The sequence below is a fragment of the Buttiauxella sp. AC142 genome (assembly GCF_979253435.1).
In genome coordinates, this window is sequence record NZ_CEEDCH010000001.1 from 713,546 (window position 1) to 727,280 (window position 13,735).

Here is a 13,735-nt window from a genome sequence, read left to right on the forward strand (position 1 = left end):
TATAATAAATAGCAGGCATTCATATTCTTAATGCATGAGTGTTTTGTTTGCATTTAAATATTTATTATCAAACTTTGGTATGGGTCAATATAAAAATAGAAATCTAAATAAACTTCGTGTAATTATATATAGCACTCACTGACACGGATATTTAAAATTATTGAGGCTCTAATGGAAGCATGGAAAGAATACCTAGAGACAAACCCTGATATCAAATACCATCTTGATATAGATTCTGATGTTGAACGTACGAATATAGAAACATTTTTAAATAAGCAAAATGAACTCATTCAGGTGATGAATGACGTTGCACGTAAGTTTATACAATGGAGTATGGCAAAAGATCATTTTGTTAGCGAAGTCATTGCTTACTCATCAGAGATAAATGCAAAAATTAATAATGGTGAAATGACTGTCACTGAAGCAATAGTAACTATTAATAATGAAATATTATCTTTGAAGAAACAAGGTGATGAACTGAGCAGAAATGATCGCAGACAAGTCATTATTGTTAAGCCAATTTTAGATGATTCGAAACAGAGGCGAAAGCAAGAAAATATTGATTTAGTGGTTGCTGGCATTGGTTTTGTTGCTGGTGGCTTGCAAATAGCATCTGGTGCTGCACTGATTGGTAGTGGCGTCGGGATAATTCCTGGTACATTATTACTTGCTCACGGAATAAATAATATCATAGAAAGTGGCTATTTTTTAATTTATCGAGAAGGAATTACTGGGCCAGTAAGATTTATTTACGAAGGTATTGGCGAGTTTTTTGGCTTAAGTAAACGTAATTCGGATGTTGTTTATACATTGGTTGATGTTGGGCTTTCCTTGAATGGGCTGCTTACATACAGACTGGCTGAGGATGCTGTACGATTGTATCGCTATATAAATGCAGATTTGCTATGGGGTATGAAGCAAATAGGAATTAAATTGATGTCACGAAATGAATTGGTTTCAGAGTTTGCTGGAGACGTTAATACGATTTATGGACAATATAAGGCATATTAGATGAGCTTGTTAAGCGTTATTGTATTATATGTCTTATGTACATTGATTTCGCTGTTTCCATTTTATTATATAGTAAGTCATTTATTATACTCTAATAGCATTTATTTGAATTTGCTTTCGATAGTACTACTGGCGTGTTGTTCATTATTTCATTTTGTTGTTTTTAGAACGGGTGTTATCCCTCTGCTCAATATTGATATTAGCGGTGATGGGAGTATGTTTTTTGTCTTAATTCCTTTTGCTTGTGCATATTCTTATGTTATTCCATTTAATAAAGCCAGGACAAAATACTATCTAAATAGATGATTGTTGAAGATGTCGTATTAGAAAAAGATGCTGATCTAAATATTGAGTTTTCATCAGCACCTTTAATATAACATTATGCTTTATTTTATTTGTCAGTAGACCCTGTCAGTCCACAAGCTATAAGCACTCGTTCCTGCAGTAATATGCTCCCAGGTTATTGTTTCATACACCAGTGATAATTTTTCTTGTGGTAGGCCTTTGTTATTGTGCACTGAATGAGGCAGCATAAGATGGATGTCCACCAGCCTTGCTTGGGTGAGCTTTATTTTATAATAAAGCTCATTTATCCCAAATCTGTTAGTCTGGTGAACATCAAAGTCACAAGTCAATATCTCATTCTCAGAAATGGCCTTTCCTAATAAAGGTGAAGATTTGTCGATCGGTTTTGTGATTATTACTGGATTATGGTTTGCATTCTGTTGTCGCGTAATTGCATGTGAAAGCTCATAAACCATTATCTGATCCAGATGCGCAATCTGTGCCTTATTCCCGATTGAATCCAGAGAGCAGCAGCCCGCTGAGATGTTTCCCTGTTTTTGTCCGGTCAGACTTAAATAGATTAAATTTGCCATGGTGATTTTCCCTTACTGGTGTTTATTATAGACAGGAAATATAGGTTCATTTTCTGCATTTAAATTACGAATTAACTGGTAACGGCTCGACAAGGCACTTATTCGTTCATCGATCTGCTTCTCTAGCGTTTGTGTGCCCAGGTGTTGTCTCTTCGCATCCTCTAATTGGGTGATCAATACCTCCAGTGGTGTTTCCTGCTTCAATAAAGTCTCAACCTGATAAGCCACTGTTTTGAGATACGAAAGAGTCATACCTTCTTTATTTTTTTCACGTTCCACGAGTAGGGCTGCAAATGCATGTATATCCTGTTGTGCCTGCATATAGCTCCTTAGTGATGGGCTATTTTCAGCGCGCGATTTTAGGGTTGCTTGCCATTTCGCACTAGCTAACTGTTGTTGAGTACTTTCCGGCCAGGTGGCCTGCGCGGTACGTATGAGGTGCTCACCGGTATCGAGGGGTTGTAGCGGTGAGGCAGCAAGTAACTGGTCCAGTCGGTCGGTATAATCTTCCAGACCAGGTGAGGCAAGCCAAAGTGTTGCGCTGCCTTGTGGGGTGTCGTTCACCTGAGTTATCTGTTGCTGCATAGGAAGTACATGCCACCACCATATACCGGCCGCAATAATCGCACTACAGATGGCACCTGATAGAAAACCGCGCAAAGTTAATGGTGGACAGGGGCGGGGGGTATTTTCTGATCCTGGAAAATGCACTTCAATTTTCGGTGACTGAGGGTTTGAATCTGTCATTGGTGGTGTGTAATTCATCGCATCCGTAAAGTCCGACTGCGCGGGCATATAAACTAATGTCGGTGATGAGTACGTTGGTGTAGAAAGTGCAAGTTGTTCACTCTCCACTCGCTTACGGATGTTCTGCACGAAATAAAGCAGGTTTTCGACGCGAGGAATACGTTTTAATTCTACCTGCTGAAGCTTATCGCATATCAGTTGCAGAGTTCTTTCCGTACGCAGCAAAAGGTTTGTATCGGCGGTGAGGAGGGAAGGGTTCTGGCGCAAGATACTACCGACACGGCTATTAAACCATTCCAGCATATCTGAGCGTGCCTGATAGTTTTGAGGCCAAAAGTGTTCCCATTCCGCAGTAATTAACCCTGCCAGTAATTCGCATCCTTCGCAAAAACCCGCCAGCCCGTTAATCCTCGTGCGTGCCAGGGTGTAATAGGTGGCGCTATGCAGGTCAACTCCATTGCTTTTAAAGAGTGTCAGTGCCAGAGATTCGACGAGCCGCCAGTTCACTTCTGGGTGAGCGGGATGATTGGCTTTATTTACCTCTTCCCGAATAGCACTAAACTCAGGCAAGCTACGTGGATCTTCACCCAGTTTGATGATCAATTTTGTGTCGCTCATACTGTCATTCCCTGAATATCCCCGGCGCTGCCACCGGGGAATAACCATTAATACAAAGTATCCGGAAGGGTGAAATCGCTAAAAAGCCCGCCGGTAAATGGATTGTCCTGAGTGTCTACGTGAATCCGATAGATCATATGGCCACCGTCAACATTAAACCGAACATCAAACGAGCCATCTTCAACGTTGGTTAGTTGGCCTGCATCTATCAGGCGGAATTGTGCCCATGGCCCGCTAAAGATGATGCTACGAGGTGCGCCACCACCCGTTCCAATGAGCGTGAGCTTACTTTCAGACCCTTCTCGCATGGTGTTTGGCCACACCAGATGAGCTGTGAAATTGTGCCCATGGCTGTAGTCCAATAACTGCCCATCCATATTCAGAACGCTGCGGCGCTTATTGGCGGACAACTCAACGGTTTCTGCGGCATATTGCGTCCCTAAACCACTTTGTTGCGTGAAGAAGGTGTCGCGAATTTTTTGTGCAGTTTCAAGTTGTTGCTGTACGTCCTGACGGATCAAGACCTGTCCGTCTTCGCCCAACGTCAGTTTGCTTTCAATAAACAGTTTGAGGTTTTCCTGGTAGAAGCTATCGAGGATCCCGGCTGGTTTGAAGAAGCGATCGAAAGCATCCAGCGATGCATCTTGTTCGGCTTGTGGATCAAATGGATAGCGATCGGCTAATGTCTGCTGCCATGCTTTCACCACTTTTTCGTTCCACTCGACCTCCATGTAATGAACCGCTTCTATCATCACAACATGCCAGGCCTGATCGGCAAGTTTGCCCACCCATCTGTTCAATGGGGCTGGAAGCGTTTTTGCTAACTGGCGTGTCGCAAAGATGGGATCGCTGCTGTTTTGATCAAGGCGAAGCTGCACAGCTTTAAGTGCAGATTTACCCGGCACCGGCGAGTTATGGATGGCGAGCAGATAGCGATGCAACTCGGTTAATTGCTGGTACACCGTCTGCAATGTGCTGTCTTTGTCTTTCCCCTCGGCTAGCACGCTGTTTTCAGGAGCAAATTCGCGTCCAAGACGTGTCAGCAACTGGAAGTCCAACGCAGACATCATCGCTTCGCGAGTTTTATCCGGCAGGTTGGCTGGTGGAGGTGGTGATTGAGTATTGTCACGGAGCGCTTGCAGAGCGCGGTAAAAAGGCTGATCGCCACTAATTATCTGCTCGAGCGCATCAATCACCTGTTGCATATCCTCATACTCCCGAAGATCGAGATTGTTCAGAGCTGCCTGCCAGGTCGCGGTATAGTCGCTGATATATTGCTCAGTAATATGCCGCTGAATCTCTTCACGATCGGCGGCACTGTAGGTCACATCTTTGGTGATATTCAGTACCCAGCTATCCAGCGCGGTAAGTTCAACCAGGCTGTCGCGCTGCTTAACGAAATAGCTTTGCAACCCGTAACGCGTCAGGAATTGAGGAACGGAGAGATCTTCTTCTTTATTGGCAACAAACACTTTGTCAAAGCTCGGCCCAATTTGATCGCGCAGGTTCAGGTCTGCAGGCAACGCGCCTAATGCTCTGGTGCGCAAACTCTGGTAAACGCGCTGATAAATTGAGAGTTTACTGAGCTCTTTCTGTGCCGCCGCAATAGGTTTCGCATAGGGTAGAAAACGATTAATTGAATCGCTATCACCTGCCATGCGTTGCGCCTGCCAGTTTGTATGTTCAAGGGCATAATCCAGATGCGCCATAAGTTGCCCCTGCAAGCCTCGCTGACCATGGAAATTATCACTCCAGCGTTGCCCCATATATTGCTCCACCACTTTGTTATCGCGGCCACTTTTATCTTCGAGCATGCGGATAACCCTCAGTACCGCGAGTTTTTTCTCACTTTCAGGCTCCGCATTGTTCAGATCCCGAATCAATCCGTTTAGCAGTGCCGGTAAATAGCGTTGCTCAAGCAGTTGCAAGTAAGTTCTCTCGACATAGGGGCCAATCCTTCTTCCTTGATAAAGAGCCATATCGGTGAGGGCGTTATGTTCACGATAATCACCGTATGCAAGCGTGGCGTCTCGAATAGGGTTGAGCAGTGGTAATTGCAGATTGCCAAGCTCATCAATGCCCTGCGGTGGTGGGATATCCATAAAGGATTTTGCCTGCGCAAGAACGGTGACACCCGAGCGGTAATTCGATTTGTAATAGTGATGCCAGCCAGCAATACACGCGATTGCCGCAACCGCTCCAATAGCGGAAAAGACAGTGAGTTGACGTTTGTTTTTCCCAAGCCACACGCTGTTTTCGCTTGCCAGATTAGGTTCTGCCAGCAACGTTTGAGGGAACAGCCTGCGGGTAAAATAAGGCTGTGTTTCGACCATTGGCCAGGAGGTCAGTGCATTTTGTCCCAGTCGGTATTGCGCTGCGGCTGACTGAATAAACATGTCGTCAACCTGACCACGTTGCAGCGACGAAGTGAGATAAACCCCGCGCAACATCACTGCCATATTGTCACCTGCCAGCAAACCTGAAATAAGGGCTTCCAGATGCTCGATAATTCCCTGAACCTGACGACTAAAGCTAAATAAAGTACTTCGCTGGCTGCTTTCTACATGATTGAGTGACAAATTCGGTAGCGCCTGATTAAAACGCTCCATCCACTCTTGCCAGAAAGCATGCAACTCCTCGCGCCAGCGCTCATTTTCGTGAGCACCTGCGGTAAAAGTGACGCCCAACGTTGCATCCCGCTCTTGCTTATCAAGCGGTTGGAAAAGTGGGGCGAATCCAAAAAGCAGATCAAGTTTTGTTAAGGTGATATAGACCGGCAGTTCGCAATGAAGCTGCTGGCGAATATCCTGAAGACGTTGGCGCAATATCGTGAGTTGACGCTCACGTTGATTTTTATTTGCCGTTAATAGCTCGGGCAAATCCACGGTCAGAATAATGCCGTTAAGGGGCTGACGATGACGCTTCTGGTTTAGCCAGTCCAGCCAATGTACCCATAATCTCGCGTTAGAATTCGTTTCTTCCTGCTCACTAACCGGCTGCTCGATAAGCGCCCCATCGATATCGAAAATAACTGCATGAGCACCGACCCGAGGTGAAATATGCCAGGTTGAGTTATTCTCGCCGCGAACTTTTTCCGGCGCGTAAATGCTATCGGCAGAATAGCCCTCTCCTAAAAGCGTACTTTTCCCGCTTCCAGAAGTGCCAATGATCATATACCAGGGTAAATGGTAGAGATAATTACGCCGTGCCAGATGGCGTTGCAGGCGTAACAACCAATGGTCTAGATGGCGCTGTTGCTGGTGGATCTCCAGGCTAATCGGATCCTTTTCATGCTGGCGTTGCTGCTGTTGCAGAGTTTCAAGAAACTGCAATCGTTTAACGATACGTAATGTTAGCCATGTCAGTGCAATCAGTACCCAAACGGCCGTTGCCAGCCATCGGTTAGCCTGCGGAGCGAGTGGATGTTGGTCGCCCAGCATCCAGGTTGGCCCCTTCCACCAAACCCAGACCAGTGATAATACCCAGCCTACAATCAGCAAAATCATTGCGGAGATTTTTAACCTCGGCATTGCTGGTTTAAGTGTCGGTCTTAGCGCTCTTAAAAAGCCGGGTTTAGAAACTTTGAACACAATAAAACTCCTGTTTAAACATCACTGTCCGTCGTGATTTTTTCTTCTAATTGTTTAAGTAAGACGGGTTCCCACTGAGATAACGTCATCTGGCATGCTGTTTGATGCAGCATTTTGTATTGCTGACGTGCAGAGGTGACCAATCCGGCTTGTTCAAAAAGCTGGGCGCCAAAAAATTGTCGGTAAAATTGATCTCGTGGTTCGTGAACTTGTTGCTGGTATTGATCGAGCAATTGCAATGCAGGGGTAAGGCCTTGCTCTGAAAAGCATTGCCAAAGAGTTTCTGTATCGCTATTACTGCTCAGTGAAGAAGTAGAAGCCGTTTTTGCTGCATGCGTATCAAGCCAATGCTGTGTCGTTTGTGACAAATACGGGGAATAATCGTTGAACAGTAATGTTTTTAGCGCCGGAATTCGGTTTAAGAAATAATTAAGCTCATCACGTATCGCTTCTGCGGTATCTGAATACCCTAGCTGCATTGCAATTCGGGCTGACAGACAGTGTCCGTCGAACCAGTAAGGCGTCAGCAGAAGGCTCTTCTCAACCTGTTCCCAGAGTTCACTATTTGCGGGTGTCAGACGAGCCTGGTAATCCTCCATTAAATCGACAGAGAATGCCGCCAGCTGCGTTCTTCCATCAACTTCCGCCTGTGGGGCGCTGGTGATAGTTTGCCAGATAGCGTAGCGACGCAGACGATATCCAACTGGGCATTGAGGATTGCGCTCGCATAGCAAATCCGCGACTTTTAAAAGCGTTTGTCTCCAGGCTTTATCGTCATGGTTTTCAATGGGAATAGTGGGGAGAGGCGCACTGATAGCCGTTGATAAATTGGCTGGTGTAGTCGCTAATACATTTTCAACTGGTGCAGAAGCATGTTCGAGAATATGACGCTGATAAAGCGCAATTAACTCATGTGCGGTCGCGGCAAGTTGCTCGCAGCCAGCCTTTTGCCAGAACGTTGAGAGTTGAGCAAATTCATCCAACATCGTTGTATGCTGGGTCTGGTTTGAATCACTCGCAAAGCCTGCCGCAGCAGCCTCAAAACGAGAGAGTATCTGCTGCGCGAAGCGGTTTTTATGAGCTTCTTTATGCGGCCATGACGGCTTCCAGAATCGCCGTAAATATTGATTGAGCAGTTGAACGGAAAGTATCAACTCAACCGCTTTCCCGGAATGTTGCAGTGTTCGTAGCAGATGGACTATTACGCGAAAATCTTTGCTTTCGTTCGCCAGTAATTTCAGGGAACGCTGCTGTATTTCAGCAATATCCAGCTGTGAGTGATTAAGCGACCCAAGCTTAACCATTTCCCTGTCAATGTATTCCCAGTCGGCATTACTTTCGCTGAGCACAGAACTGATTTGTTCTTCTGATAGAGAAGCGACAACGTGTGCAACCCATGTTTGCGATGTTGAAATATCCATATTAGCTTCCTTGTAAAACTAGCTTGCCCAATGGCAGGCAGCCCGCATTGGTTCAAGTGTTTTTTCCAGATCGGTAATGGCAAATGTCATCGCATGCAGGGAAGGTTGCGACTGGCCTGTAATGTCTACCGTCAGCGTCAGCGTCTGCGCAGCGAAGAGTTGTTTGATTTCATCGATCCCTGCCAGGCCTCGGCTGGACTCAAGAAGTGAATCGCTTTCACGTAAAAACCAATGGACGTTAAGGTGCATTTTTTCCGTAGTAATCGACAGATTTGGTGCACTTTTAAGGGGTTCAGGTAAAGCAATTTGCATTCGAGTGATGTTATCAATGCAACTGAACATCAATACCGGGCGAGGGGGCACGCTTCCCAGCGCAGGGGTGGTAATCACCACTGAAGGGCGCTCACCCTCCGTTTGCCGGGTTATAAAAGTGGTGGAGTGATCGTCGCGCTGCAGCTCCTGGTTATAGGCTCGCATCCAGGCGTCGCCCTGCAATTGGGCTTTTTTTAGCGCGCCGGCAAATCCAGGATGCTCTGGTGCCAGAGCATGGTCGTAACAGTCCAGTCGCACCAGCGAAGCCGGTTCGGCGCGACAGGTTAGCATCGCTTTTAGCGTGGCTTCTGTGGGGAAATTATCGAACTGAGTCGAGGCACAACTGGCTTGTAGCGGTATTAAAGCCAGCAATATGCTGGCTAATGTCGATCCCTTCATCAGATGCCTTGCGCCTCAGTTGCCGCATCTTCAATCTCTGCGGTGAAACGGTGCTCATCAACCGCGATGTGCACACGCTGGATGACTGAACCCGCTGCCATTTTTTGCAGCAGCAGTAACGAAAGCGGCGGCAATACTTCGCCATCAATGACAGATTCGAGCATGCGGGCACCGTTTTCGGACCGCGTGACACGAAGCATGATTTCTTCACTGACTTGCTCTGTAATTATTGTTTCGGCACTGAATCGCTGGTGTAGCAAAGTAATGAGCCTTTCCAGCTTAGCGGCGATAATGGTTTTTAAAGTCTCATCTGAGAGGGGCAGGAAAGGAATAATTTCCATACGCGCCAGCAGGGCCGGCTTGAAGAATTCGGCCAGTACCGGATAAAGTTCTTCATGAAGTTGCTCTGGGTTTTGCGCATGTTCGACGATGACCTGATAACCCAGGTTTGAGGTAAGGAAAAAGACCACGTTTTTGCAGTCGATCAGGCGTCCTTCGCCGTCGGCCATTTCGCCTTTGTCGAAAGCCTGATAGAAGAGATTAAGCACATCCGGGTGCGCTTTTTCGACTTCATCAAGCAAAACGACGGAATAAGGTTTCTGGCGAATCGCTTCTGTCAGCACACCACCTTCGCCGTAGCCGACATACCCTGGCGGCGAGCCAATCAAGCGTGAAACGGTATGTTTTTCCTGGAATTCCGACATATTGATCGTGGTGAGATACTGGCGGCCGCCGAACAACAACTCGGCAAGTTGCAAAACGGTCTCTGTTTTGCCGACGCCGCTTGGGCCTGCCAGCAAAAATGCACCCAATGGGCGCCCCGGGCGGCGCAGGTCAGCTCTCGCCGTCAGAAGATGTTTATGTAACTGTGCAATGGCTAGCGTTTGGCCTTTAATTTTGTCGCCGAGCCATGTCGGAAGCTCAGTAATTAATGTCATTTCGCTTTGCGACAAGCGGTTAAGCGGTACGCCTGTCCACTCTGCAATCACCGAGGCAATCTGGCGCTTATCGACATGCGGGGAAACCAGCAATTGCTGCTGATGCAACGTATCCAACTCGACCATAAGCGACTGAAGTGTTTCGCGTTTTTCGGGCCGTGTTGTTGCAAAATTTTCTTCACTGGTCATCAGTAGTTCATGACGCAGCGCCACAATGCGCTGCACCAAATCCTGCTGGTGGTGCCAGCTTTCATCCAGTTCGCCGAGCTGTGCGTTCGCCTGTTGATTAAGCTGATGCAATTCAAGCAGGCGAGCATCGTTTTGCGGCAAACCAATTTTCTGCTCGCGCTCTAACTGATGGATTTCTGCCTGGTACTGATGGCTTTGTGTTGTGAGTGCCGAGATTTGGCGCGGAGGGGAGGAAATATTAATTGCCACGCGGGCGCAGGCGGTATCAAGGACATCAATCGCTTTATCCGGAAGCTGACGGCCAGAAAGATATCGCTCGCTGAGTGTCGCGGCGGCCTGCAATGCTTCATCATCAATTAACACGCCGTGTGCCTGCTCGTAGACAGAGGCCAGTCCGCGCAAAATAATAGTCGCTTCAGCGGCGGTGGGTTCGTTTACCTTAACGGGCTGAAAACGCCGCGAAAGTGCAGCATCTTTCTCAAAATACTTTTTGTATTCACTCCAGGTTGTCGCCGCGATGGTTTTCAGTTCACCACGAGCCAGCGCGGGTTTAAGTAGGTTGGAAATATCCAACCCGCCCTGTTGGTTGCCTGCACCAATAAGCGTATGCGCCTCATCGATAAATAAAATCACCGGAGTTGTGGCCTCACGCACTTCCGTCATGATCCCTTTGAAACGTTTTTCGAACTCGCCTTTAACGGATGCTCCAGCCTGAAGCGCGCCTAAATCGAGGGTCACGAGTTCTGTATTCAACAGCTTTTCCGGGACCTGACCATGGATGATACGTAGAGCAAGCCCTTCAATTAGCGCACTTTTACCTACACCGGCCTCGCCAACCACAATGGGATTGTTTTTCCGTCGGCGACACAGAATGTCGATCATCAGATCAATTTCGGCATCGCGACACAGTACGGGGTCGAGTTTGCCGTTGCGCGCATCATTCGTCACATTGGTGGAGTAGCGAGCGAGCAGGCTCTCTTCGTTGTGTGCTATCGCCGATGTTTTGGCATTGTCATCAAGAATGACGGACTCCGCAGAGTCTTTGGTGCATGAGGTAAAATTCAGCCGGAGCAAGTCGCGGTTTATCTGCGCCAGTAATTGTGCTGCGGCTGGCGGTACGTAGCGCAAAGGCGTATGAAGCAGGGCAAGCAGTAAGATTCCGCCGCGTAATTGTCCAAGCTGCATCTCGGCAGAAGCCAGCAGCCATGCATCTTTTAGCCATTCCACCAGTAATGGTGAAAAGCTTGGGTAGCTATCAACGGATTGACCTTTATATTCACCGACGAGAGTCAGTGCGTCGCGTAGCTCCCCGAGGTCAATCCCGGAATATTCGGCGATAACACGGACATCGCTACGTGGCGTTGCCAGCATTTGTACCAGGACTTGCGCGACGGTAATTTCTGATGCTTGCTGGTTGACGCATTCAGCCGCTGCCATCTCCAACGCTTGTTTTGACAAAAGATTCAGCCGGTTAACCAGCGTAGGTAAATCAATCTGGATCATCTCAATATCCTTATTGTTATCTCAGCAAGCCACTTAGCTGCTGCAAAATGTCCTGGGTCTGCGCGTTCAGGCGCAGTAGATAAAATAAATAGGTCGCGAGGAGTAGGGTGATACCGCCTACGAGCAAATGCTTAATGCCCAGGCGTTTTACTAAGCGGTACGGCGAATGCTGGTTTCTTTTATCCAGATGCAATAGCGGGAAGGGACCATCCCCACGCAACTGGTGGAGTACGTGGTGTAAGCGGCGAAATATATGTTCGAATTCATCGTTGTTTTGCATACTGACTTTATAGCGGCCACGGAATCCGAGCGAAAAACATAAGTACAGAAACTCAAGTAGATCGCGATATCGCTTCGGTTCGCCAATCAGCCTTTCAAGCAGAATATAAATCTTCTCACCGCCCCAGGTTTCATTATGAAAATGCACCAGCAGTGATTGTTTTACCCATTCGTTCTGGCTTGACCAGCCCTGGCCCAACGCCGCTTCATCAATGAAAGTACAAAGAACATAACGAAACGAAATGATGGTCCCCGGCTCGTAGCCATGGTTCTGCAGTAATTGCTCAATCGCACGAATATCGGTAACAACCTGACCAAAAAGATGGTCCGGTAACCCACGACTGCTCATGGTTTTCAGACGCAACACCATGCCAAGAAGAGGGGTTGCTCCATCAATCATTGGATTCAGACTATTGCCGCGAAGCGCCAGTCGATACTGGCGTTGGTTATCGTCATTGGTTTCATCAGTGAAAACCGATGCTTCAGAGATTTCGCTCATAGCGTTATCCTCTTATTGCCCAAAGCTGTAGCTCGAGTTCCGGGAAGTTCCCGGAGACGTGCAAAGCGATGCCGTTGTGACGCACAATTTCCGCCCAGGCCAGGCTGTTTTTATCCAGGGTGAAGTAGACATAATTGGCGTGATAAGGGATCTGGCGTGGTGCGGTGGAAAGCGGCACCAACTGAACCCCCGGAACTTGAACGCTTACCACATTGCGGATTTTTTCCACGGAGCTGATTTTGGATTGCTGCACAAATTGGCGATGTAATGTTTCGTGTGGCATTTGCGATTTCACCGCCAGCACAAAGGTTGCGGATTGCAAAAGGGTTGAATCATTAACGATGGCGGCATAAATGCCATCCATATAAGTAAATGGCAGATTCATCGCGCGTGGAGCTAATACCGTACTTAGCGCTTTGCGTAATCGAGGCATTATCTGATTAAACGTTTCGGTCAGATTTTCCTGCTGATAGAAACCAAGCTTTTCAGACAGGCGACTCTCTTCTGTGAATGTCACAAGCTCGCCATACAATGAAATCAAATCGAGATAAAAAACCTCAGGGTGTAAGCGAGCCAGCGCAGAGCGATGAGCGAATTTTGTCTGATTGCGGTTAAACATCTGCAACATCATAAATTCGGCAACGTCGGCAATACCTTGTTGCGAAGGCGCGCCAATACGTTTTGCCAGCTCTTCGGCACGGTTAGTGACAGAGGAGGTCACTTCTCCCAGATAACGCGTCAAGGCGGTACTGGAATGAGTCGTCATAACGCTGGGAATAAATTCGGGATCTAGCTCCAGCATTCCATTGGGATGGCGTTCTTTAATGCGACATAAAGGGATCGTCACCCAGGAACTTAAATCTTCGGCTCCGCTCATCAGGCAAGGAAGTAATTGACCCAGAGCGAGAGCGCTTGCATCGCCTTCATTGGTGTGAAGATCGCGAACATCGCTGTAGTTAATACGGTAACGCCCCGAAGATTGTCCTGCACTATGCATCCCTTCAACTTCATTAATCACATCGCTAATGATTGGCAGAGCCAGATAAATTTCGCGGCTGGCCGAAGTCTTCAGCTCATTAATTAGCAGCGGTGCGGGGATAATATCCTGGTCTGGGATGCTAAATACTGTTCCATCGGACATACATCCGATCGCTTTATTAATACTGATTTTGCCATGCTTAAGTTGAGTTTCATCAATATCCAGATCGGTAAAACCCCAGTTGATATTACTCAGCGCCAGCAGACGATTCTGTAGGACATAATCGTTATGTCGTTGCTGTTGCTGAAAATGCTGGGGTTTAACAAATAAACCTTCCTGCCAGATAACTTTATTTTTCATGGTTGCCACGAT

9 protein-coding genes are annotated in these 13,735 nt (G+C 47.2%); 1 reads left to right on the top strand and 8 read right to left on the bottom strand.

The genetic code is table 11. The features are described from left to right. Positions 1-171: 171 nt before the first annotated feature. Complete coding sequence (locus AC0IWZ_RS03235; protein ID WP_471678177.1) at positions 172-1,011, top strand: DUF4225 domain-containing protein; 840 nt, start codon at positions 172-174, stop codon at positions 1,009-1,011. A gap of 398 nt (positions 1,012-1,409) precedes the next feature. Here the strand turns inward: AC0IWZ_RS03235 and AC0IWZ_RS03240 are convergent, their stop codons facing one another. Genes AC0IWZ_RS03240 through tssK form a run of 8 tightly spaced genes read right to left on the bottom strand, consistent with a single transcriptional unit; the run spans position 1,410 to position 13,732 of the window. Beyond that, the gene (locus AC0IWZ_RS03240; RefSeq protein WP_471678176.1) at positions 1,410-1,889 is read right to left on the bottom strand and encodes an Hcp family type VI secretion system effector; all 480 of its coding nucleotides are present in this window, start codon (positions 1,887-1,889) and stop codon (positions 1,410-1,412) included. A 12-nt stretch (positions 1,890-1,901) separates the two neighbouring features. Further along, positions 1,902-3,254 (bottom strand): VasL domain-containing protein, encoded by a 1,353-nt coding sequence (locus AC0IWZ_RS03245; protein ID WP_471678175.1) that lies wholly within the window; start codon positions 3,252-3,254, stop codon positions 1,902-1,904. A 47-nt stretch (positions 3,255-3,301) separates the two neighbouring features. Then, complete coding sequence (gene tssM, locus AC0IWZ_RS03250; RefSeq protein WP_471678174.1) at positions 3,302-6,844, bottom strand: type VI secretion system membrane subunit TssM; 3,543 nt, start codon at positions 6,842-6,844, stop codon at positions 3,302-3,304. A gap of 14 nt (positions 6,845-6,858) precedes the next feature. Next, on the bottom strand, positions 6,859-8,265 hold the full coding sequence (gene tssA, locus AC0IWZ_RS03255; RefSeq protein WP_471678173.1) for a type VI secretion system protein TssA: 1,407 nt from the start codon (positions 8,263-8,265) through the stop codon (positions 6,859-6,861). A gap of 18 nt (positions 8,266-8,283) precedes the next feature. Beyond that, a complete protein-coding gene (gene vasI / locus AC0IWZ_RS03260; RefSeq protein WP_471678172.1) occupies positions 8,284-8,976 on the bottom strand; it encodes a type VI secretion system-associated protein VasI in 693 nt (230 codons plus the stop codon). After that, positions 8,976-11,606 carry a type VI secretion system ATPase TssH gene (gene tssH, locus AC0IWZ_RS03265; protein WP_471678171.1) on the bottom strand — a complete coding sequence of 877 codons (2,631 nt, stop codon included), beginning with the start codon at positions 11,604-11,606 and terminating at the stop codon, positions 8,976-8,978. Before tssH ends, vasI begins: the two co-directional genes overlap by 1 nt. 16 nt (positions 11,607-11,622) lie before the next feature. Further along, positions 11,623-12,384, bottom strand: coding sequence for a type IVB secretion system protein IcmH/DotU (icmH, locus tag AC0IWZ_RS03270; RefSeq protein WP_471678170.1), 762 nt, complete (start codon positions 12,382-12,384; stop codon positions 11,623-11,625). Positions 12,385-12,388: 4 nt separating this feature from the next. Next, positions 12,389-13,732: a type VI secretion system baseplate subunit TssK gene (tssK, locus tag AC0IWZ_RS03275; protein ID WP_259268154.1), complete on the bottom strand. Its 1,344-nt coding sequence runs from the start codon at positions 13,730-13,732 to the stop codon at positions 12,389-12,391. Positions 13,733-13,735 lie beyond the last annotated feature (3 nt).

What these genes read in the sequence shown, in the direction of transcription:
- AC0IWZ_RS03240 (WP_471678176.1), bottom strand. Translation starts at nt 1,889, where the DNA reads ATGGCAAATTTAATCTATTTAAGTCTGACCGGACAAAAACAGGGAAAC.
- vasI (WP_471678172.1), bottom strand. Translation starts at nt 8,976, where the DNA reads ATGAAGGGATCGACATTAGCCAGCATATTGCTGGCTTTAATACCGCTA.
- tssA (WP_471678173.1), bottom strand. Translation starts at nt 8,265, where the DNA reads ATGGATATTTCAACATCGCAAACATGGGTTGCACACGTTGTCGCTTCT.
- AC0IWZ_RS03245 (WP_471678175.1), bottom strand. Translation starts at nt 3,254, where the DNA reads ATGAGCGACACAAAATTGATCATCAAACTGGGTGAAGATCCACGTAGC.
- tssH (WP_471678171.1), bottom strand. Translation starts at nt 11,606, where the DNA reads ATGATCCAGATTGATTTACCTACGCTGGTTAACCGGCTGAATCTTTTG.
- icmH (WP_471678170.1), bottom strand. Translation starts at nt 12,384, where the DNA reads ATGAGCGAAATCTCTGAAGCATCGGTTTTCACTGATGAAACCAATGAC.
- AC0IWZ_RS03235 (WP_471678177.1), top strand. Translation starts at nt 172, where the DNA reads ATGGAAGCATGGAAAGAATACCTAGAGACAAACCCTGATATCAAATAC.